Below are 20,583 nucleotides of genomic sequence, written 5' to 3'. Positions count from 1 at the left end.
CCACGATGAAGCGGATGTTTGCCGCGGCCACGCTGGCCGCCGCCCTGCTCGCCCCCGTCCTCTCTCCCCTGCCGGCCCTGGCCCAGGCCGCCCCGACCGGCGAGCCGCTGACCGTCCTGCTGGACTGGTTCGTCAATCCCGACCACGCGCCGCTGGTGGTCGCCAAGGAGATGGGGTTCTTCGCCGACGAGGGGCTCACGGTCGAGCTGGTCGCCCCGGCCGATCCCAACGACCCGCCCAAGCTGGTCGCCGCCGGCCAGGCGGACCTTGCGATCTCCTACCAGCCCCAGCTCCACATGCACGTCGACCAGGGACTGCCCCTGGTGCGCGTCGGCACGCTGATCGACACGCCGCTGAACTCCCTGGTGGTGCTGGCGGACGGGCCGGTCAAGACGCTGGCCGACCTCAAGGGCCGCAAGATCGGCTTCTCCGTCGGCGGGTTCGAGGAGGCGCTGCTGGGGGCGATGCTCGACAAGGCCGGGCTGCGCCTGGACGACGTCACCCTGGTGAACGTCAACTTCTCCCTGTCGCCGGCCCTGCTGTCCGGCCAGGTCGACGCGGTGATCGGCGCCTTCCGCAACTTCGAGCTCAACCAACTGGCCATCGAGGAGCGCCAGGGCCGCGCCTTCTACCCGGAGGAGGAGGGCGTGCCGGTCTACGACGAGCTGATCATCGTCGCCCACAAGGACCGCACCGGCGACCCGCGCCTTCCCCGCTTCCTGGCCGCGGTGCAGCGCGCCACCCTCTACATCCTGAACCACCGCGAGGAGGCCCACGCCGCCTTCATCAAGGACCGCCCGGAGCTGAACGACGAGCTGAACCGGCGCGCGTGGGCCGACACGCTGATGCGCTTCGCCCACCAGCCGGCCGATGTCAATCCCGACCGCTACCGCGCTTTCGCGGGCTTTCTCAAGGAGCGCGGCCTGATCGAGAGCGTCCAGCCCGTGGAAAACTACACCGTCTCCGTGCGCTAGACGGCCCACGGCGTTGCCATCCGGTGCCGCTGGGCGTTACCTAGGGGAACGCCCAGCGGGTCCAGGAAACAGCGAACGAGCGGGTAGCCATGTCGATCAAGTCCATCCTCCTGCACATGTCCAACGACGAGCGCCATGGCGCTCGGCTCGACGTCGCGGCGTCGCTCGCCAAGCGGTTCGATGCCTTCGTGGATGTGCTGTACATCGCCACCCCGGTCCACATGCCGGCGGCCGTGACCGGGCGCGGCGCGTCCTACGCCTACATCGCCGAGGCGACCGCCATCGCCCACGAGAAGGCCGCGGAGGTGGAGCACGAGGTTCGCCAGTCCCTGAAGGACTGCTCCTATGCCTGGGCGGTGGTCGAGGGCGACCATGAGGAGCTCCTGGCGGCCCGCGCCACCTACGCCGACCTGGCGGTGATCACCCAGTCCCATCCCGCCTACATCGAGGACCGCGTGCTGCTGCACGTGCCCGACCGCCTCCCCCTCGACGCCCCCTGCCCCGCCCTGGTGCTGCCCTATGACGGCAAGACCGACGGCTTCGGGCGCCACGTGATGGTCGCCTGGAAGAACACCCGGGAGGCCGGCCGCGCCCTGCGCGATTCCCTGCCGATCCTCCAGGCCGCCGACAAGGTGACGGTGCTGACCATCGACGCCCCCGGCCACACCGGCGACAGCGGCCGCGACCCCATGATCTTCCTGGAGCGCCACGGCGTGCGCTCGCAGCACCACGCGGAGACGCACCGCGGCGGTGACATCGGTGAGACCATCCTGGCGCGCGCCCACGACCTCAAGGCCGACATGGTGGTGATGGGTGCGTACGGCCATTCCCGCCTGCGCGAGATGGTGCTGGGCGGAGCCACGCGCACCATCCTCCAGCACGCCCGCATCCCGGTGCTGATGTCCCATTGAGGCGGCGGGAGCCGCCCCCGCCGCGCCGGCCGTCGCGTCAGGCCAGGGTGGCGTAGGCGCCGCGGAAGTACAGCAGGGGCCCGCCGTCCTGCCGGGCCCCCAGGCGGCGCACGCGGCCGACCAGGATGACATGGTCGCCGCCGTCGTGGACCGCCTCCTTGGTGCAGTCGAGGTTGGCAAGGCAGCCCTGGAGCACCGGCGCACCGGTCTCCCACTCCTCGACGCCGACGCCCTCCCAGCGGTCCTGCTCATCGCGGCGGGCGAAGCGCGACGACAGGTCCCCCTGATCGTCCGCCAGCACGTTGGCGGCGAAGCAGGTGCCGTGGGCGAACACGTCGAAGGACCGCGAGGCGCGGCCGAGGCAGAACAGGACCAGCGGCGGGTCGAGCGACACCGAGGAGAAGGAGTTGACCGTCACGCCCACGGGCGTGCCGTCGGGGCACCGGGTGGTGATCACGGTCACACCCGTGGCAAACGTGCCGAGGGCGTCGCGGAACGCCCGGGGATCGATGGTCATGGCAGCCTGTGGTCGGACATGGACGGGGTGCGGACGGGCGGTTGGGCCGGCCGGATTATCCCACCCCGGGGCGCCAGCGCAAGGCGCTTGTCCCCATTCCTTCCCGATCCCCCGTCGCGAGCGCCGCCGCGGGCCGGGCGCCGGCACCATTAAACGGATCTTAAGGAAGAACGGACACCGTGCCGTGGGGCGCGCGCGTGCCTCCGGGCGCCACCCGCGGCGCCCCAGTCCCGCTCCTTCATTGACGATTGGTCCCGATGTCCGCCACCCCCGCCGGCACCGAGCAGCCGATCATCATCAAGAAGAAGAAGGGCGGGCACGGCGGTCACCACGGTGGTGCGTGGAAGGTCGCCTACGCCGATTTCGTGACGGCGATGATGGCGTTCTTCCTGCTGCTGTGGCTGCTGAACGTCACCACCAGCGACCAGCGCAAGGGCATCGCCGACTATTTCGCGCCGGTTTCGGTGAGCCGCGAAACCTCCGGGTCGGGCGGCCTGCTGGGCGGCCAGACCATCACCGCCCCGGGCGCCCAGATGTCCCCGTCGTCGCCGATGTCCGCGGACGTGCCGAGCAGCGGGCCGCCCGGCAATCAGGACACGGAGACCGACCCCGAGGACGATTTGGACGAACCCGCGGCCAGCGGCGGTCCCAACACCGGCGACGCCGCCGAGCAACGGCCCAACGAGACCCGGTTCGAATACCAGGAGCGGCTGGAGCAGATGGCCGAACAGGTGGGCCAGCCCGGGCAGAAACCGGGCGAGACCCTGTCGGACTTCGCCGACCGGGTGCACGAGGCCTCGGACGTGCTGAACATCGGGCAGAGCGAGGCGCAGCAGTTCCAGCAGGCGGCGGCCGAGATCCGCCAGGCCATCCAGTCGATTCCCGAACTGGAGCCGCTGGCCCAGAACCTGATGATCGACCAGACCCCGGAAGGCCTGCGCATCCAGATCGTCGACCAGGACCGCGTGTCCATGTTCCCCGGCGGGTCCAGCCAGATGTTCCCGCAGACCCGGCAGCTGGTGACGCAGCTGGCCCAGGTGCTGTCGAAGCTGCCGAACCGGCTGTCGATCACCGGCCACACCGACGCCGTGCCCTTCGCCGCCAACGCCGGGCGCGACAACTGGGACCTGTCCAGCGAGCGGGCGAACGCCCTGCGCCGCGCCCTGGTCGCCGGCGGCATCCCCGACGCGCGCGTCCAGGACGTGGTCGGCCGCGCCGACCGCGACCTCCTGGTGCCGGACCAGCCGGCGTCGCCGCAAAACCGCCGGATCTCCATCGTTCTGCTGCGCGAAACCCAGGCGAGGGGCGACGCTGCACAGAATTAAGGCGGTACCACGAACGTCTGCCGCGCGTGTATGCAGTATGGCAGCCGTCACACGCCACCGCAGCTTGCCCCTGTTCAAGTCACGAACACTTGGTTCATACTCCCCGAAAGCACCGAAGCGTGCGATGAGCGTTCACAAAGGGTTGCGAAGCGGGGGAGCCGGTGAGTGGAACCGAACCGAGGGTCATCGACCTTTTGTCGTCCTATGACAGCGGAGTTTATTTTGATGAATTGTTCGGGAGTTCTGCCGCTCCCGCCCGTCATACGGAAATCATCCGGTCGCGGATCGGCGGGCTTGATTTTGAAGAGCTGACGCGGCGTGCGTCGGATGCCGAACGTGAACTGTACAATCTCGGAATCACGTTCCTGGTTTACTCGGAAAAGGAGGCGGTCGACCGCATCCTGCCGTTCGACATCGTTCCGCGCGTGCTCTCGGCGCAGGAATGGGCGCATCTCGAAGCCGGAATCGTGCAGCGGGTGGCGACGCTCAACCTCTTCCTGCATGACATCTACCATGACCAGAAGATCCTGAAGGACGGCGTGATCCCGGCCGAACTGGTGCTGGGGAACCCCAACTACCGCCCCCAGGTGCAGGGGCTGAAGGTGCCGTTCGGGACCTACATCCACATCAACGGCACCGATCTGGTGCGCGACCGCGACGGCGCGTTCCGCGTGCTGGAGGACAACGGGCGCGTTCCGTCGGGGGTCTCCTACGTGGTGGAGAACCGCCACATGATGCAGCGGGTCTTTCCGGACCTGATGCAGGACATCGGCATCCGCCGGGTCGACGACTACGGCCACCGTCTGCTCGACGTCATGGCCGAGATCGCCCCGTCGGAGGTCGGCGATCCGGAGGTGGTTCTGCTGTCGCCGGGCGCGTTCAACTCCGCCTATTTCGAACACATCTTCCTGGCCCGGGAAATGGGCGTCCCGCTGGTCGAGGGGCGCGACCTGGTGGTCGAGAACGACCGCGTCTACATGAAGACGACGGACGGCTTGGCCCCGGTCCATTCCATCTACCGCCGACTCGACGACGACTTCCTCGACCCGCGGGCCTTCAACCCCGACAGCCTGCTGGGCGTGCCCGGCATCCTCGAGGCGTACCGCAAGGGCAACGTGGCCCTGGCCAACGCGATCGGCACCGGGGTGGCCGACGACAAGGCCGTGTATTGCTACGTGCCGCGGATGATCAAGTACTACCTCGACCAGGACCCGATCCTGCCCAACGTCGACACCCGGATCTGCCGCGAGGCGGAGTCCCTGCAATACACGCTCGACCACCTGGACGAGCTGGTGGTCAAGCCGGTCGGCGAGGCCGGCGGCTACGGCATCACCATCGGCCCGCGCGCCACGAAGGCGCAGCTCGACGACTGCCGGGCCAAGCTGCTGGCCGATCCCGCCAACTACATCAGCCAGCCGCTGATCGACCTGTCGGTCTGCCCGACCCTCACCCCCGACGGGATCGAGCCGCGCCACGTCGACCTCCGCCCGTTCGCGGTCACCGGCAGCAAGACCTGGGTGCTGCCCGGCGGGCTGTCGCGGGTGGCCCTCAAGAAGGGGACGCTGATCGTCAACTCCTCCCAGGGGGGCGGATCCAAGGACACCTGGGTCCTGGAGGACGGCGCCGGAGACGGCAACGACATCGCCAAGACAGAGGGACACGCCCCGTGAACCTGCTCGCCCGCTATGCCGAGTCCATCTTCTGGATGGCCCGCTACATGGAGCGCGCCGAGAACCTGGCGCGCATCCTCGACGTCCACGAGACCTTCGCCCGCGACAAGCGCGGCGCCTCGAACTGGCTGAGCATCGTCCAGCTCAACGCCGACGAGGCCGATTTCTTCAGCCGCCACGACCGCGCGACGTCCGAAACGGTGATCCACTACTACGTCCTCGACCAGGCCCACATGAACTCGCTGGTGTCGGTCATCCGCGTCGCGCGGTTCAACGCCCGGACCTTGCGGCCGTGGATCTCGACAGAGATGTGGACGCAGCTCAACGTGCTCTACAACCGCCTGCTGGAATTGCGGGCGAAGGACGTGACGGTGCAGAACCTGAGCCGCGTGTGCGCCTGGATCAAGGAGGCCTGCCAGACCCACACCGGCATCACCGAGGGCACGTTCTACCGCGACCAGGGATGGTACTTCTACCAGCTCGGCAAGTACATCGAGCGCGCCGACCAGACCACGCGCCTTCTCGACATCAAGTACCACACGCTGCTTCCCGCCTCGGCCGACGACGGATCGAGCCTGGACATGTTCCAGTGGTTCACCGTGCTGCGCTCGACGGCGGGCTACCACGCCTTCCGGCGGGTCTACCCGCGCGGCATGACCCCGGCCACGGTCGCCGGCTTCATGGTGTTCAACGAAGGCTTCCCGCGGTCCGTGGTCATGTGCGTACGGCAGATGGACGGGGTGCTCACCCGCCTCAAGTCGCGCTACAATCTGCGCCGCGGCAGCGAGGCCATGGAGAAGGTGGACGAATTGCTGGCGGCCCTGCTGTCGCGGCCCATCGAGGCGGTCATCCGCGACGGGCTGCACGAGTATCTGGACTGGGTGCAGTTGCAGCTTGGCAGCGTCGCCGAAGAGATCGGCTACGCCTTCTTCGGACAGGAGCGGGCGGCCGCCGAGTCCGAAGCGGGTGTCGCGCTCGCCGGTGGCGGTGGGATGGCGCAGACGCAGGGCCAGGCCGGCTAGGGCCTGGCCATCGCTCGGGGCAACGGGGTTGGGCCAACAGGGTTCGGGCATGTCGATCATTTCGCCGCAGACGCGGCCGCTTCAGCAGTTCTTCCGATCCGGGCCGATGCCCTGCCCCTATCTGCCCGGCCGGGTGGAACGCAAGCTGTTCACCCGGCTGGCCGGCCCCTTCACGGCGGAGGTCAATTCGACCCTGTCGCGTGCCGGCTTCCGGCGCAGCCATGACATCGTCTACCGCCCGGTCTGCCCGAACTGCCAGGCCTGCGTTCCCGTGCGAATCCCGATCGCCGCCTTCCGCCTGTCGCGCTCGCTGCGCCGGGTCCAGCGGGCCAACGCCGACCTCCACCTGGCGGAGGCGCCCGCCGCCGCCACCGGCGAGCAGTATCGGCTGTTCGCCGCCTACCAGGCCTCCCGGCACGGCGATTCCGACATGGCGCGGATGGCCATGGCGGATTTCGCCGCCATGGTCGACGAGGGGCGCGCCGACACCAGCCTCCTGGAGGCGCGGGACGGCACCGGGCGGCTGGTCGGATGCATGCTGACCGACCGCCTTGCCGACGGGTTCTCCGCCGTCTACAGCTTCTACGACGCCGACGCCGACGCGCGCAGCCTCGGCACCTTCCTGATCCTCGCCCTGATCGAGCGTGCCCGCGCCGAGGGCCTGCCTCATGTCTATCTCGGCTATTGGATCGCCCAGAGCCGCAAGATGGCCTACAAGGCCCGGTTCCAGCCGCTCGAGGCGCTGGGGCCGGAGGGGTGGCACGCCCTTCCCGGGGAACCGGCGGCCGACTAGGCGCGTCCGAACGCCTGTCAAGCGTCTCTTTTTCGATGGGCTGCATCGCAACGCTTGCATGGCGGGGCCATCCGGGAAATATTCCCGCCCAGTGAAATCGATGGTGCTACCAATTCTGGCGGTTGCCGCGGTCGCCGCCCGGACGCGCCGCGATGGACGCGTGACGCACACACAAATTCAACAACCCGGCGCACGGGGACAGGGAGAACATCCGGTGAATGTCCTGCTATCCGTCAGCAGGTTGATCGACGCGCTCAACACCCGCGTCGGACAACTCGCCTATTGGCTCATTCTCGTTGCGGTGCTCGTCAGCGCCGGCAACGCGTCGATCCGCTACCTGTTCGACACCAGCTCCAACGCCTGGCTGGAGTTGCAATGGTATCTGTTCTCCGCCGTGTTCCTGCTGTGCGCCGGCTACACCTTCCTTCGCAACGAACACATCCGCATCGACATCATCGTCGGCCGCTTCTCCAGGCGCACCCAGGCCTGGGTCGATGTGTTCGGAACGATCTTCTTCTTCTTCCCGATGGTGCTGCTGATCCTGCTGCTGTCGTGGCCGATGTTCTCCGACTCCTTCGCCATCGGCGAGATGTCGAGCAACGCCGGCGGCCTCATCCGCTGGCCGGTCAAGCTGCTGGTCCCGGCGGGGTTCCTGCTGCTGCTGCTGCAGGGCGTGTCCGAGCTGATCAAGCGCATCGCCTTCCTGATGGGCCTGATCGACGAGCCCGGCGAGAAGATGAGCGGCGGCCACTGACCCGGGGAATGCACACATCATGATCGAATTCCTGACCGCCGAGATGGCGCCGCTCATGTTCGGCGCCCTGGTGGCGTTCCTCCTCCTGGGCTACCCCGTCGCCTTCGCGCTGGCCGCCAACGGCCTCATCTTCGGCCTGCTCGGCATGGAGCTGGGGCTGCTGCGGCCCGAGCTGTTCCAGGCCCTGCCGGAGCGCGTGTTCGGGATCATGCAGAACGACACGCTGCTGGCCATTCCCTTCTTCACCTTCATGGGCCTGATCCTCGAACGGTCGGGCATGGCGGAGGACCTGCTCGACACCATCGGGCAGCTGTTCGGGCCGTTGCGCGGCGGCCTCGCCTACGCCGTGGTGTTCGTCGGCGCGCTGCTGGCGGCGACCACCGGCGTGGTGGCGGCCTCGGTGATCTCGATGGGGCTGATCTCGCTGCCCATCATGCTGCGCTACGGCTACGACCGCCGCCTGGCGACCGGCGTCATCGCCGCGTCCGGCACCCTGGCGCAGATCATCCCGCCGTCGCTGGTGCTCATCGTCATGGCCGACCAGCTCGGCCGCTCGGTCGGCGACATGTACGCCGGCGCCCTGTTCCCCGGCCTTGTGCTGACCGGGCTCTACGCCGCCTACGTCATCGGCTTCTCGGTCATCGATCCCAAGGCCGCACCGGCGCTGCCGCCGGAGGCGCGCACCCTGCGCGGCACCAAGCTCCTGGTCCGCGTTCTGGTCTCGCTGGTGCCGCCGCTGGTGCTGATCTTCCTGGTGCTGGGAACCATCTTCCTGGGCATCGCCACGCCCACCGAGGGCGGCGCCATGGGCGCGACCGGGGCCATCATCCTGGCCATCGCCAAACGCAAGCTGTCGTTCGGGCTGCTGCGCCAGGCGATGGACTCCACGGCCAAGCTCTCGTCCTTCGTGATCTTCATCCTCATCGGCTCGACGGTCTGGGGACTCGTGTTCCGTGGCGTCAACGGCGACCTCTGGGTCGAGCATCTGTTGACCAGCCTGCCCGGTGGCGAGATCGGCTTCCTCATCGTCGTCAACGTCATGGTGTTCCTGCTGGCCTTCTTCCTCGATTTCTTCGAGCTGGCCTTCATCATCGTGCCGCTGCTGGCCCCGGTGGCCGAGAAGATGGGGATCGATCTGATCTGGTTCGGCGTTCTGCTCAGCGTCAACATGCAGACGTCGTTCATGCACCCGCCCTTCGGCTTCGCCCTGTTCTTCCTGCGCTCGGTGGCGCCGCGCAACGCCTACGTCGACAAGGTCACCGGCAAGACCATCGACGGCATCACCACCGGGCAGATCTACTGGGGCGCCGTCCCCTTCGTGTGCATCCAGATCGTCATGGTGGCGATCGTTCTGCTGTTCCCGGAGCTGGTGCTGTCAGGCATCGAGAAGGGGCCGGAGGTCGATCTCGACACCATCCACATCGAGATCCCGACCCTCGACTACAACGAACCGCCGCCCGTCTTCCCGGGCATGGAGCTGCCCGAGGGCGAAGCGCCGGCGCCCTACGACCCCGGCGCCGACATCATGCGTCAGCTCCAACAGCAGATCCAGTGAGCGCCCCGTCCCCCGGCTCCGGCCGGGGGAGCACACCGCGCCACGGCCGAAGCCGCCGGGCTGTGTCCACAAAAAAAGCCCCGCTTGCGCGGGGCTTTTTCCTGGGATCTGATGCTCAGCCCTTCTTGGGCGGCGGTGCCGTGTAGACGAACTGGTCGAAGCTGAACTCGGCGACGCGGAACCACAGGTACTCCTCGTCCCGGAACTTCTTCCAGGGCTCGTAGACCGTGCGGAACGCCTCGTTGCTCGCCGCTTCCTCCTCGTAGAGCTGGAAGGCGGCCTGATAGCAGGCCTGCATGACGTCGCGCGGGAACGGCTTCAGCACCGTGCCGGCGGCCACCAGCCGCTTCAGGGCGTCCATGTTCTGGACGTCGTACTTGCCGAGCATGGAGGTGTTGGCGGCGGCGCAGGCGGCCTCGAGCACCGCCTTGTAGTTGGCCGGCAGCTTCTCGTACTCCTCCATGTTGGTGAGGAACGACACCTGCGGGCCGCCTTCCCACCAGCCGGGGTAGTAGTAGTACTTGGCCACCTTGTAGAAGCCGAGCTTCTCGTCGTCGTACGGCCCGACCCACTCGGTGGCGTCGATGGTGCCCTTCTCCAGCGCCGGATAGATGTCACCGCCGGCGATCTGCTGCGGCACCGCACCCAGCTTCTGCACGACGCGGCCGGCGTAGCCGCCGATGCGCATCTTGAGGCCGTTGAGGTCCTCGACCGACTTGATCTCCTTGCGGAACCAGCCACCCATCTGGGTGCCGGTGTTGCCGCCGGGGAACTGGACGATGTTGTACTTCTTGAAGAACGCGCGCATCAGCTCGAGGCCGCCGCCGTGGGTCATCCACGCCTGCTGCTGGCGGGCGTTGAGGCCGAACGGGATGGCCGCGTCGAAGGCGAAGGTCGGGTCCTTGCCGACGTAGTAGTACGACACGGTGTGGCCGCACTGGACGGTGTTGTTCTGGACGGCGTCCAGGACCTGGAGGCCCGGCACGATCTCGCCACCGGCGAAGACGCGGATCTGGAAGTTTCCGTCGGTGGCCTCGGAGACGCGCTTGGCGACCTCCTCGGCCCCGCCGTAGATGGTGTCCAGGCTCTTGGGGAAGCTGGACGCGCAGCGCCACTGGATCTTCGGGGCGCTCTGGGCGATGGCGGGTGCGGCAATGGTCGATGCGGCGGCGCCGACACCGGCCGTTGCAAGGAAGGAACGACGCTTCATGCTTGAAGTCTCCCTGGGGTTCTCTTCTTTGTGGGGATTCCAACGCCGCGGCACAGCACGCCCACACGCACACGGCGCCGCGGGTGCCCTAAATCGAAGCGGGATGGGAACGTGGTGTGAGGTGCCCCGGGCCGGTCATCGGCGGACAGGGTCCTGGCCGCGTCCGGACGGCAGGCCCGGGATGGCCCGGGTGGCCGCTGCGGTCACCGCCTCCGCAACCTGTCTGGTCACGCGTTCCTCCCCGTGTCGATCGCTCCGGGTTCCGGAGGCGGGCGGTCGCCCACCCCCGGCCGCGGATTGTTTGGCTGGGTCAACTATGCCGGAAAGAACGGTGGATCTTCAAGCGCTAGCGCACGCTGGTCCTACCAATACGCACCCGTCAGGTGAACTTGTTGATGCGCGGGAACCCGTTGGGCGGAATCTTGCCGATGCCCGCCCGCGGGCCCAGCCAGCCGGCCAGGTCGGTGACGCGGAACACCCGCTCGCCCTGCTTCCAGCTCAACCCGTCGGCCAGCGCGAAGACCTTGAGGTCGGAGAGACTCGCGTCCTTGTACTTCTGGAGCTGCACGCCCTTGCCGCGGGCCAGGAGCGGCAGTTCGTCGAGCGGGAACACCAGGAGCTTGCGGTTGTTGCCGACCACCGCCACGTGGTCGCCGTCGGCCGGCGCGCAGATCAGGGCGTGGCGCCCCTCGTCCAGGTTCAGCACCTGCTTGCCGCCGCGCGTCTGCGCCAGCACCTCGCCCTCGTCCACCTGGAAGCCGCGGCCGTCCTCGGAGGCGACGACCATGCGGCGGCCGGCGACGTGCGGAAACAGGGCGACGATGTCGGTCTCGTTGCCGAGCTCGATCATCAGCCGCACCGGCTCGCCGAAGCCGCGGCCCCGCGGCAGCTTGTCCGCCGGCAGCGTGTAGAATTTGCCGTTGCTGGCGAACACCAGGATCTTGTCGGTGGTCTCGCAGCGCACGGCAAAGCGCGGGCGGTCGCCTTCCTTCACCTTGACCTCGGCCACCTCGGCCTCCGCCAGATGGCCGCGGACCGCCCGGATCCAGCCCTTCTCGGAGCACAGGACGGTCAGCGGCTCGCGCTCCACCATGGCGTCGACCGGGATGTCGATGACGGTGGGGGCATCGGCGATGTCGGTGCGGCGGTCGCCCAGCGCGCCCTTGCCGAAGCGCTTCTTGGTTTCCCCCACCTCCTTGTCGATCCGCTTCCACCGCAGGGGCTCGTCACCCAGCAGGGCCACCAGCTCGGCGCGCTCGGCGGCGAGCTGGTCGTTCTCCTTGCGGATCTCCATCTCCTCGAGCTTGCGCAGGTTGCGCAGGCGCATGTTGAGGATGGCCTCGGCCTGGACCTCGCTGAGCGCGAACGCCCCCATCAACGACGCCTTGGGCTCGTCCTCCTCGCGGATGATGCGGATCACCTCGTCGAGGTTCAGATAGGCGACGAGGTAGCCGCCCAGCACCTCCAGCCGGTGGTCGATCTGCGCCAGCCGATGCGCGGAGCGGCGGACCAGGACGGTGTGGCGGTGGTCGAGGAAGGCCTGCAGAACCTCGCGCAGGTCCATGACGCGGGGCACGTTGTCGGCGCCCAGGACGTTCATGTTGAGGGCGAAGCGGATCTCCAGGTCGGTGGCCTGGAACAGCGAGGCCATCAGCACGTCGGGATCGACGTTGCGGCTCTTCGGCACCAGCACCAGGCGGACGTCCTCGGCCGACTCGTCGCGAACGTCCTCCAGCAGCACCAGCTTGCGTGCGGTCAGCAGTTCGGCGATGCGCTCGACCAGCCGCGCCTTCTGCACCTGGTAGGGAACCTGGGTGACGACGATCTGCCAGGTCCCCTGCCCCAGCTTCTCGACCTCCCAGCGGGCGCGCAGCCGGAAGGAGCCGCGCCCGGTGCGGTAGGATTCCACCACCGAGGCCCGTGGCTCCACCAGGAGGCCGCCGGTGGGGAAGTCGGGGCCGGGCATGAACCCGACCAGCGTCTCAATGCTGGCGTCGCGGTGCTTGATGAGGTGGCGCAGGGCGTCGCAGATCTCGCCCACATTGTGGGGCGGGATGTTGGTGGCCATGCCCACGGCGATGCCGCTGGAGCCGTTGGCCAGCAGGTTCGGGAAATTGGCGGGCAGGACGACCGGCTCCTCGCCGTCGCCGTCGTAGGTGCCGCGGAAATCCACGGCGTCCTGCTCGATCCCCTCCAGCAGCGCCTTGGCCACGTCGGTGAGACGGGCCTCGGTGTACCGCATGGCCGCGGCGTTGTCGCCGTCGATGTTGCCGAAGTTGCCCTGGCCGTCGATCAGGGGGTAGCGCACCGCGAAGTCCTGGGCAAGGCGCACCAGGGCGTCGTAGACGGCGGTGTCGCCGTGCGGGTGGAATTTACCGATGACGTCGCCGACCACGCGGGCCGACTTCTTCGGCGGCGTGGATGGGTCGAGGCGGAGCTGGCTCATGGCGAAGAGCAGGCGGCGGTGGACCGGCTTCAGCCCGTCGCGCACGTCGGGCAGCGAGCGCGCCATGATGGTCGACAGCGCGTAGCTGAGGTAGCGCTCGCCAAGCGCCTCGGCCAGCGGCTTGTCGAGAATGTCGGAGGCGGGGATGGGCGTCTTCATGGTCGCAAGCTACCCGATTTTGCACCACGGAATCCACACGGAACGGTTCGCGATACGTTCCCCGTCAGCCATCACGGGTCAGGCGCTCCACCAGGCGCCCGCGGGCCGGCGGCAAGGGGCCGTTCAGAACGTGCCGCTCCAGGAAGTGGCCGGTGAGCCGCAGCCCGGCCAGGGTCTCGTCGCGCCCGCCGCCGCCGCTCCCGGCGAGGAACCCCGGCAGCGGCAGCAGCCGGTCGCGGTAGGGTTCCCCCGCCGCTGCGGACACGGCGCGGCCCGACCGCGGGCTGACATAGGCGAGGTGATCGTTGCTGCCGGTTGCGGCGCAGCGGTCGAGGTCGAGTGCGAAGCCGAGTTCGCCCAGCAGCCCGCACTCCCACCGCACGTAGGCCTCCGGCCAGGCGTCGCCGCCCAGCACCCGGAACAACGCCACCAGGGCATCGAACACGGCGCCGTGGGGCTCCCGTTCGGGCAGCGCGGCCTCCACCAGGGCGCAGGCCGCGGTCAACGCCGCCAGCCGCGGCGGATCGTCCAGCAGGGCGGCGGCGTAGCCATGCTCGGCCTCCAGGGTGAAGGTTCCGAGGTGCTCGGGCAGGCGCGCCCGCCAGCGGGCGGCGACCACCGTGCCCGGCTCCAGCGTCGCGCGCTGCCGGCTCGACCGCCCGCCCTGGACCAGCCCGCCATGCCGGCCGTGGTCGCGGGTCAGCAGGACGGCCACCGCGGCCGCCTCGCCGTGGGGCTTGGCCGAGAGAACGACGCCCCGGTCCGTCCAGTCCATCGCCATGCCCGATCCGGGCCTCCGCCTGCCTCAGCCACCCCCATGGTAGCGGCTGGCGCCCGGGGGAACGACCACTTTGCTCGGCCCCCTTCATTCATCGTTCACCATTAAATCCCTATCGTTGTGGTTCGAATTGTCCGACGCGCGGGGCGTTCCCCGCGGCGCCGAGGCGTTCAGCCGGTGAGGGTTCGTTTGAGCGGTCCGATCGATCGATATCTGCTGGCGGAGAAGGCTGGAAGCCAGGGCGTGTGGGATTGGGATCTCCGAACCGACACGCTCTACCTGTCTCCCCGCTTCCAGGAATTTCTCGGGCTGCCGCCGTCCGACGGCCAGCACAAGCCGGCGGACTGGCTCGACCGCGTCCATCCCGACGACGTCGAATGGCTTTACGCCTCGTTCGAGGGGCAGATGGTCAGCGTCAGCCTGCCCTTCCAGATCGAGCATCGGGTGCGCCGCAAGCACGGCACGGGGTGGCGCTGGCTGGTGTGCCGTGGCGTCGCCGTGGCCGACGAGACCGGCGAGCCGATGCGCCTGGTCGGCGCGGTGGCCGACATCACCGAACGCAAGCTCGCCGAGGAGCGGCTGCGCCAGAGCGAGGAGCGCTACGCCCTGGCCTCGGCCGCCAGCAACGACGGCCTCTACGACTGGGACCTCAAGACCGGCACCCTCTATTATTCCCCGCGCTGGAAGTCGATCCTCGGCTTCACCGAGCACGACATCGGCACCAGCCCCGACGAGTGGCTGGGGCGGGTGGTCGAAGAGGACCGCCCCGCCCTGCTGACGGCGCTCGAACGCCACCGCGCCGGCAGCGGCGGCGAGCCGTTCCTGGTCGAGTACCGGATGCGCGACGCATCGGGGGGGCAGCGCTGGATGGCGTGCCGCGGCCTGGCCCTGATGGACGAGTCGGGGGCGGCGGTGCGGATCGTCGGCAGCCAGGCCGACGTCACCGACCGCAAGACGGCCGAGCACCAGCTGCGCCAGAGCGAGGAGCGCTACGCCCTGGCGGCGCGCGGCGCCAACGACGGGCTGTGGGACTGGAATCTGCTGGTCGGCGAGATCTACCTGTCGCCGCGTTGGAAGGCGATGCTCGGCCACCACGAGTCGGAGATCGGTGCCAACCCGGAGGAGTGGTTCTCCCGCGTCCATGCCGCCGACCTGGCCGGTCTCGAAGGGGCCATCGAACTTCATCTCGCCGGCGAGCGGGACAGCCTCCAGCACGAGTGCCGGATGCACCACGCCGACGGCTCTGAGCGCTGGGTCCTGGTGCGCGGGCTGGCGGTGCGCGGCTCCAGCGGCCACGCCGTGCGCATGGCCGGGTCGATGACCGACATCACCGACCGCAAGAAGGCGGAGCAGCAGATCCTGTTCGACGCCCTGCACGACACCATGACCGGGCTGCCCAACCGCACGCTCCTGCTCGACCGCATCGGCCAGGCGCTGGACCGCAGCCGGCGCTCCGATGGCCGGCCCTTCGCGGTCCTGCTGCTGGACATCGACCGTTTCAAGGGCATCAACGACACCCTGGGCGCACACGTCGGCGACCGCATCCTGAAGACCATCGCCGACCGCCTCGAGGCCGGCCGTCGGCGTGGCGACACCCTGGCCCGTCTCTCCGCCGACGAATTCGGCATGCTGATCAACGACGCCGACGACGTCGGCGACGCCCTCGACTCGGCGGAGCGCCTAAGCGCCGCCGTGGCGCAGCCGATGCACATCGACGACCACCGCATCGTGCTGACCTGTTCGATCGGCGTGGCGCTCAGCGTCTCGGGCTACCAACGCCCGGAGGACGTGCTGCGCGACGCCAGCCTCGCGGTGTTCCGCGCCAAGTCGGGCGGGCGCAACAGGGTCGACGTGTTCGACAGCGCGTTGCGCCGCCAGGCCATGGCGCTGGTTCGCACCGAGGCCGACCTGCGCCGGGCCCTCGACGACGGCCAGCTCCATCTCCACTACCAGCCCATCGTCGCCATGGCGACCGGGCGGATCGCCGGGTTCGAGGCGCTGATGCGCTGGAACCACCCCACGCGCGGCCTGGTGTCGCCGGCGGACTTCATCCCCTTGGCCGAAGAGACCGGGCTGATCGTGGCGATGGGCCGCTGGGCCCTGCGCGAGGCGGTGCAGCAGGTGGCCTCCTGGCAGGACCGTTTTCCCCGCCGCGAGCCGCTGTTCATGAGTGTGAACGTGTCGTCGCGCCAGTTCCTCGACGACGACCTGCCGGAACGCGTGCGCGAGACGCTGACCGACACCCCGATCCCGCCGCACACCCTGAAGCTGGAGATCACCGAGAGTCTGCTGATGAAGGACCCGGAGCGGTGCCGGGTCATCATGGAGCAGATCCGCGCCATGGACGTCCGTCTGTCCATCGACGACTTCGGCACGGGCTACTCGTCGCTGGCCTACCTGCACCGCTTTCCGGCCGACACCCTGAAGATCGACAAGACGTTCGTCCAGGCCATCTCGTCCGGCGCCACCACCGGCGCCAACACCGGCGCCATCGTCCAGGTCGTCACCACCCTGGCGGCGCTGCTCGGCATGGACACGGTCGCCGAAGGGGTGGAGACGGCCGCCGAGGCGGCCTTCCTGTGCGGCCTCTCCTGCCCCTACGGGCAGGGATTCTACTACGCCCGCCCCGCCCCGGCCGGCGAGGCGGAGGCGCTTCTCGCCGGCGAGCCGGCCGAGGTGACGGCCGCGCCGGCCCCCACCCTCGCCACCGCCACCCCCTGACCGCCCGCCGGACCACCCCCCGATCCGCCGGGGCGCGCCGCCCGGCCGCCGGCCGCTACGAGCTGCCGAAATCCAGGCCCCAGACGCCGTAGCGTTCGGGATCCTCCAGCCAGTTCTCGCGCACCTTCACGAACAGCATGAGATGGGCGCGGCGCTCCAGCAGCGTCTCCATCTCGGTGCGCGCCGCCAGGCCGATCTGCTTGATCCGCTGGCCGCCCTTGCCCAGCACGATGGCCTTCTGGCTCTCACGCTGCACGAAGATGACCTGGCTGATCTTGACCGATCCGTCCTCGAACTCCTCCCACGTCTCCGTCTCGACGGTGGCGGAATAGGGAAGCTCCTGGTGGAGTTGGATGAACAGCTTTTCCCGGGTGATCTCGGCCACGAGCAGGCGCATCGGCATGTCGGAGATCTGGTCCTCCGGATAGAGCCATGGCCCCTCCGGCACGCGGTTCGCCAGGAAGGTGCGCAGGTCGTCGACGCCGTCCCCGGTGGTCGCCGACACCATGAACGTGTCGGTGAACAGGCCGTCCTGGTTGAGCGTCTCGGTGAGACCCAGCAGGACCTCGCGCTGGCGCACCAGATCGATCTTGTTGAGCAGCAGGATCGCCGCGCGCCCCTCCTCCTTCAGGCGCCCGATGATGCCCCGGGTGTCGTCGTCGACGCCGCGCCGCGACGCGTCCACCAGCACCCCGATCAGGTCGGCGTCGCCGGCCCCCTGCCAGGCCGCCGCGACCATGGCGCGGTCGAGCCGGCGCTTCGGCTTGAAGATGCCGGGGGTGTCGACGAACAGCAGCTGGCTGTCCGCGGCGATGGTGATGCCCAGCACGCGGGTGCGGGTGGTCTGCACCTTCGGGCTGACGATCGATACCTTCGCCCCGATCAGGGCGTTGAGCAGGGTCGATTTGCCGGCGTTGGGCGCGCCCACCAGGGCGACGAAGCCGCAACGCGGGTGTTCGGGGCCGCCGATCGGTTCCGCCGCGAACAGGGTGTCGTCAGTCATCCACCATCACTCCAAGGGTGCGCAGCAGCAGGCTGGCCGCCTGCTTCTCCGCCGCCCGCTTGGACGGGCCGGAGCCGGTCACCGGCTCCTCCCCGTCGACCCGCACGCGGACGCGAAACACCGGCTCATGGGCCGGCCCCGATTGCTCCAGCAGCTCGTAGGTCGGCAGGGGCCGGCCGCGCCCCTGGGCCCATTCCTGAAGCGCCGTCTTGGCGTCCAACGGCGGCGGTTCCCCCCGCTCGATGGCGGCGGCCCAGGCGCCGCGGATGAAGCGCCGCGCCGCGTCGAGCCCGCCGTCGAGAAACAGCGCACCGATCACCGCCTCGCAGGCGTCGGCCAGGATCGTGCGGTTGTTCCGCCCGCCCCCGGAATCCTCGGCGGGCGACAGCCGGAGGTACCGGCCCAGCGCGATCGCCTCGGCCACGCGGCCCAGCGCCTCGCGCCGCACCATCGACGCGTGCCGCTTGGCAAGCGCCCCCTCCCGCTCGCGCGGGTAGTGCTCGAGCAGCCACTCGGCGATGCACAGCCCGAGGACGCGGTCGCCCAGGAACTCCAGGCGCTCGTAGGCGATGCCCGGGCCGCGCACCGGAGACGCGCCCTTGCCGGCACGCTCCAGCCCCATCAGGCTGGGGTGGGTCACCGCGTCGGCGAGCAGGCTCTCGTCGGCGAAACGATGGCCCAGCGCCTCCGCCAGCGCACCGAGATCGGCTTCCATATCCGCCCCGTCAGTCCACGCCGTCCAGCAGGCGGCCGAACCGCACGTCGAGCGGCCACCGCCACACCTGGTAGAACGACGTGCCCTCGGCCAGCGAGAAGAACAGGAACTCGGCGCGGCCGACCAGGTTCTCCACCGGAACGTAGCCCACCATCTGCGGGACGCGGCTGTCGAGGGAGTTGTCGCGGTTGTCGCCCATCATGAACAGATGGCCCTCGGGCACCGTGTACACCGGCGTGTTGTCGAGGGGGCCGCTGTCGGACTCCTCGATGATGCGGTGGCTGACGCCGTTGGGGAGGGTCTCCAGATACTGCGCCTCGCGCACTTCACGCCCCTGGGGCGTCGTCGCGACGTAGTCCTCGATCCGCTCGCGCTTGACCGCCTCGCCGTTGATGTGCAGGACGCCGCCGACCACCTGCACGGTGTCGCCGGGCAGACCGATGACGCGCTTGATGTAATCGGTCTTGTTGTCGCGCGGCAGCTTGAAGACCGCGACGTCGCCGCGCTCCGGCAGCGATCCGACGACGCGCCCGTCGAACAGCGGAAGCCCGAAACCCACGGTGTACTTGCTGTAGCCGTAGGAGAACTTCGACACGAACAGATAGTCGCCGATCAACAGGGTCGGGATCATCGACCCGGAAGGGATGTTGAAGGGCTCGTAGGCGAAGGTGCGGACGCCGAAGGCGATCAGCACGGCGTAGAACACGGTCTTCAGCGTCTCGCCGAAGCCGCCCGCCTCCTTCTTCATCGGGGTGGCGTCCATCGGTTTCCGATTCTGGGCTTCGGACCCGGCGCGCGGGGGCGCGGGCGGTGAGTTCAAGGTCATGCGGGGGCGCTTGTCGGGCTGCGGTCGGGAACGTCGCCGGGTTCGGCGCTGATGATGACCACGGCCTCCGCCAGCGGGTGCTCGTCGGTCAGGGTGAGATGGATGCGGGCGGTCATGCCCTTGGGGGTGAGGGTGCGCAGGCGGCGCAGGGCGCCGCCGGTCAGCACCAGGGTGGGCTGTCCCGACGGCAGATTGACGACCCCCATGTCACGCCAGAACACGCCCTGCCGGAACCCGGTGCCGAGCGCCTTGGCGCACGCCTCCTTCGCGGCGAACCGCTTGGCGTAGGTCGCGGCACGGGCGTCGTGGCGCCCCCCCTTGCCGACCCGTCGCTCCGCCTTGGCCCGTTCCGCCGGCGTGAAGACACGGTCGAGGAAGCGCTCGCCGAAGCGCTCCAGCGTCTTGGCGATGCGGTCGATGTCGGCGAGGTCGTTGCCGATGCCGAGGATCATGGGCGGGAGGTCCCGGGCCGCGCCTGGTCCATCAACGCGCGCATGTGGGCAACGGCCTCGTGCAGACCGACGAAGACGGCCTCGCCGACCAGGAAGTGGCCGATGTTCAGCTCGGTGATGGTCTTGATCGCGGCGACCGGGCCGACCGTGCCGTAGGCGATTCCGTGCCCGGCGTGGCACTCGACGCCGATGGCTTCGGCGTGGGCCGCCGCCTGGGTCAGGCGGGTCAGCTCGGAGCCGCGGCCGGCCCCGGGATCCGCGTCGCAATAGGCCCCGGTGTGCAACTCCACCACCGGCGCGCCGAGGTCGCGGGCCGCGTCGATGTGACGAACCTCGGGGTCGATGAACAGCGACACCCGCACGCCCGCCGCCCCCAATTCCTGAACGTACCGGGTGAGGTGCTCGCGCGCGCCGTCGACATCCAGACCGCCCTCGGTGGTCACCTCGGTGCGCTTCTCCGGCACCAGGCAGACGGCGTGCGGCTTGTGGCGCAGGGCGATGGCCAGCATCTCCTCGGTGGCCGCCATCTCCAGGTTGAGCGGCAGCGTGCTTTCCGCCACCAGGCGCTCGATGTCCTCGTCGCGGATGTGGCGGCGATCCTCGCGCAGGTGGGCGGTGATGCCGTCGGCCCCGGCGTCGGCCACCAGCCGGGCCGCGCGCACCGGGTCGGGATGCCGGTCGCCGCGGGCGTTGCGAAGGGTCGCCACGTGGTCGATGTTCACGCCCAGGCGCAGGTATCGGGTCATCGCTCG

18 protein-coding genes are annotated in these 20,583 nt (G+C 69.2%); 9 read left to right on the top strand and 9 right to left on the bottom strand.

Annotated elements, in window-relative coordinates; translation table 11 throughout:
- The first annotated feature begins 5 nt into the window (after positions 1-5).
- Positions 6-974, top strand: a complete 969-nt coding sequence (locus tag AC6H2I_RS03895; protein ID WP_497499257.1) for an ABC transporter substrate-binding protein — start codon at positions 6-8, stop codon at positions 972-974.
- Between the two features lie 89 nt (positions 975-1,063).
- Positions 1,064-1,885 (top strand): universal stress protein, encoded by an 822-nt coding sequence (locus AC6H2I_RS03890; protein ID WP_497499256.1) that lies wholly within the window; start codon positions 1,064-1,066, stop codon positions 1,883-1,885.
- A 37-nt stretch (positions 1,886-1,922) separates the two neighbouring features.
- Here the strand turns inward: AC6H2I_RS03890 and AC6H2I_RS03885 are convergent, their stop codons facing one another.
- Positions 1,923-2,402: a flavin reductase family protein gene (locus tag AC6H2I_RS03885; protein WP_497499255.1), complete on the bottom strand. Its 480-nt coding sequence runs from the start codon at positions 2,400-2,402 to the stop codon at positions 1,923-1,925.
- Between the two features lie 257 nt (positions 2,403-2,659).
- Between AC6H2I_RS03885 and AC6H2I_RS03880 the strand changes: the two genes are divergently transcribed.
- From AC6H2I_RS03880 to AC6H2I_RS03855, 6 genes are all read left to right on the top strand, one after another.
- Positions 2,660-3,727, top strand: coding sequence for a flagellar motor protein MotB (locus tag AC6H2I_RS03880; RefSeq protein WP_497499254.1), 1,068 nt, complete (start codon positions 2,660-2,662; stop codon positions 3,725-3,727).
- A 194-nt stretch (positions 3,728-3,921) separates the two neighbouring features.
- The gene (locus tag AC6H2I_RS03875) at positions 3,922-5,397 is read left to right on the top strand and encodes a circularly permuted type 2 ATP-grasp protein (RefSeq protein WP_497499275.1); all 1,476 of its coding nucleotides are present in this window, start codon (positions 3,922-3,924) and stop codon (positions 5,395-5,397) included.
- Positions 5,394-6,419 carry an alpha-E domain-containing protein gene (locus tag AC6H2I_RS03870; protein WP_497499253.1) on the top strand — a complete coding sequence of 342 codons (1,026 nt, stop codon included), beginning with the start codon at positions 5,394-5,396 and terminating at the stop codon, positions 6,417-6,419. Before AC6H2I_RS03875 ends, AC6H2I_RS03870 begins: the two co-directional genes overlap by 4 nt.
- 49 nt (positions 6,420-6,468) lie before the next feature.
- Positions 6,469-7,212, top strand: a complete 744-nt coding sequence (locus AC6H2I_RS03865) for an arginyltransferase (RefSeq protein ID WP_497499252.1) — start codon at positions 6,469-6,471, stop codon at positions 7,210-7,212.
- Positions 7,213-7,426: 214 nt separating this feature from the next.
- Complete coding sequence (locus tag AC6H2I_RS03860) at positions 7,427-7,966, top strand: TRAP transporter small permease subunit (protein WP_497499251.1); 540 nt, start codon at positions 7,427-7,429, stop codon at positions 7,964-7,966.
- A 19-nt stretch (positions 7,967-7,985) separates the two neighbouring features.
- Positions 7,986-9,521 (top strand): TRAP transporter large permease, encoded by a 1,536-nt coding sequence (locus tag AC6H2I_RS03855; protein WP_497499250.1) that lies wholly within the window; start codon positions 7,986-7,988, stop codon positions 9,519-9,521.
- Positions 9,522-9,636: 115 nt separating this feature from the next.
- Here AC6H2I_RS03855 and AC6H2I_RS03850 read toward each other — a convergent pair whose 3' ends face one another.
- From AC6H2I_RS03850 to recO, 3 genes are all read right to left on the bottom strand, one after another.
- On the bottom strand, positions 9,637-10,731 hold the full coding sequence (locus AC6H2I_RS03850; protein ID WP_497499249.1) for a TRAP transporter substrate-binding protein: 1,095 nt from the start codon (positions 10,729-10,731) through the stop codon (positions 9,637-9,639).
- A gap of 379 nt (positions 10,732-11,110) precedes the next feature.
- Positions 11,111-13,336: a DNA topoisomerase IV subunit A gene (gene parC, locus AC6H2I_RS03845; RefSeq protein ID WP_497499248.1), complete on the bottom strand. Its 2,226-nt coding sequence runs from the start codon at positions 13,334-13,336 to the stop codon at positions 11,111-11,113.
- Between the two features lie 64 nt (positions 13,337-13,400).
- Positions 13,401-14,111 carry a DNA repair protein RecO gene (gene recO / locus AC6H2I_RS03840; RefSeq protein ID WP_497499274.1) on the bottom strand — a complete coding sequence of 237 codons (711 nt, stop codon included), beginning with the start codon at positions 14,109-14,111 and terminating at the stop codon, positions 13,401-13,403.
- Between the two features lie 192 nt (positions 14,112-14,303).
- Between recO and AC6H2I_RS03835 the strand changes: the two genes are divergently transcribed.
- On the top strand, positions 14,304-16,835 hold the full coding sequence (locus AC6H2I_RS03835) for a sensor domain-containing protein (RefSeq protein ID WP_497499247.1): 2,532 nt from the start codon (positions 14,304-14,306) through the stop codon (positions 16,833-16,835).
- 55 nt (positions 16,836-16,890) lie between these two features.
- Here the strand turns inward: AC6H2I_RS03835 and era are convergent, their stop codons facing one another.
- The 5 genes from era to AC6H2I_RS03810 are packed head-to-tail and all read right to left on the bottom strand — an operon-like array spanning position 16,891 to position 20,577.
- On the bottom strand, positions 16,891-17,838 hold the full coding sequence (gene era / locus AC6H2I_RS03830) for a GTPase Era (RefSeq protein ID WP_497499246.1): 948 nt from the start codon (positions 17,836-17,838) through the stop codon (positions 16,891-16,893).
- Positions 17,831-18,553, bottom strand: a complete 723-nt coding sequence (gene rnc, locus AC6H2I_RS03825) for a ribonuclease III (RefSeq protein ID WP_497499245.1) — start codon at positions 18,551-18,553, stop codon at positions 17,831-17,833. Before rnc ends, era begins: the two co-directional genes overlap by 8 nt.
- 10 nt (positions 18,554-18,563) lie before the next feature.
- Positions 18,564-19,316 carry a signal peptidase I gene (lepB, locus tag AC6H2I_RS03820; RefSeq protein ID WP_497499244.1) on the bottom strand — a complete coding sequence of 251 codons (753 nt, stop codon included), beginning with the start codon at positions 19,314-19,316 and terminating at the stop codon, positions 18,564-18,566.
- A 59-nt stretch (positions 19,317-19,375) separates the two neighbouring features.
- Entirely contained in the window at positions 19,376-19,831 is a 456-nt protein-coding gene (gene acpS, locus AC6H2I_RS03815; protein WP_497499243.1) for a holo-ACP synthase, read from the bottom strand.
- Entirely contained in the window at positions 19,828-20,577 is a 750-nt protein-coding gene (locus AC6H2I_RS03810; RefSeq protein ID WP_497499242.1) for a pyridoxine 5'-phosphate synthase, read from the bottom strand. The genes acpS and AC6H2I_RS03810 overlap by 4 nt, the downstream gene beginning before the upstream one ends.
- Between the last annotated feature and the right edge of the window lie 6 nt (positions 20,578-20,583).

The sequence above is a fragment of the Azospirillum sp. NS33 genome, from assembly GCF_059703765.1.
The sequence above is the reverse complement of the archived record's forward strand: the minus strand, read 5'-3'. Positions and strand labels throughout refer to the sequence as shown.

What these genes read in the sequence shown, in the direction of transcription:
- AC6H2I_RS03885 (WP_497499255.1), bottom strand. Translation starts at nt 2,402, where the DNA reads ATGACCATCGATCCCCGGGCGTTCCGCGACGCCCTCGGCACGTTTGCC.
- AC6H2I_RS03810 (WP_497499242.1), bottom strand. Translation starts at nt 20,577, where the DNA reads ATGACCCGATACCTGCGCCTGGGCGTGAACATCGACCACGTGGCGACC.
- recO (WP_497499274.1), bottom strand. Translation starts at nt 14,111, where the DNA reads ATGGACTGGACGGACCGGGGCGTCGTTCTCTCGGCCAAGCCCCACGGC.
- AC6H2I_RS03855 (WP_497499250.1), top strand. Translation starts at nt 7,986, where the DNA reads ATGATCGAATTCCTGACCGCCGAGATGGCGCCGCTCATGTTCGGCGCC.
- AC6H2I_RS03850 (WP_497499249.1), bottom strand. Translation starts at nt 10,731, where the DNA reads ATGAAGCGTCGTTCCTTCCTTGCAACGGCCGGTGTCGGCGCCGCCGCA.
- AC6H2I_RS03895 (WP_497499257.1), top strand. Translation starts at nt 6, where the DNA reads ATGAAGCGGATGTTTGCCGCGGCCACGCTGGCCGCCGCCCTGCTCGCC.
- AC6H2I_RS03890 (WP_497499256.1), top strand. Translation starts at nt 1,064, where the DNA reads ATGTCGATCAAGTCCATCCTCCTGCACATGTCCAACGACGAGCGCCAT.
- AC6H2I_RS03880 (WP_497499254.1), top strand. Translation starts at nt 2,660, where the DNA reads ATGTCCGCCACCCCCGCCGGCACCGAGCAGCCGATCATCATCAAGAAG.
- AC6H2I_RS03865 (WP_497499252.1), top strand. Translation starts at nt 6,469, where the DNA reads ATGTCGATCATTTCGCCGCAGACGCGGCCGCTTCAGCAGTTCTTCCGA.
- parC (WP_497499248.1), bottom strand. Translation starts at nt 13,336, where the DNA reads ATGAAGACGCCCATCCCCGCCTCCGACATTCTCGACAAGCCGCTGGCC.
- era (WP_497499246.1), bottom strand. Translation starts at nt 17,838, where the DNA reads ATGACTGACGACACCCTGTTCGCGGCGGAACCGATCGGCGGCCCCGAA.
- rnc (WP_497499245.1), bottom strand. Translation starts at nt 18,553, where the DNA reads ATGGAAGCCGATCTCGGTGCGCTGGCGGAGGCGCTGGGCCATCGTTTC.
- acpS (WP_497499243.1), bottom strand. Translation starts at nt 19,831, where the DNA reads ATGATCCTCGGCATCGGCAACGACCTCGCCGACATCGACCGCATCGCC.
- lepB (WP_497499244.1), bottom strand. Translation starts at nt 19,316, where the DNA reads ATGGACGCCACCCCGATGAAGAAGGAGGCGGGCGGCTTCGGCGAGACG.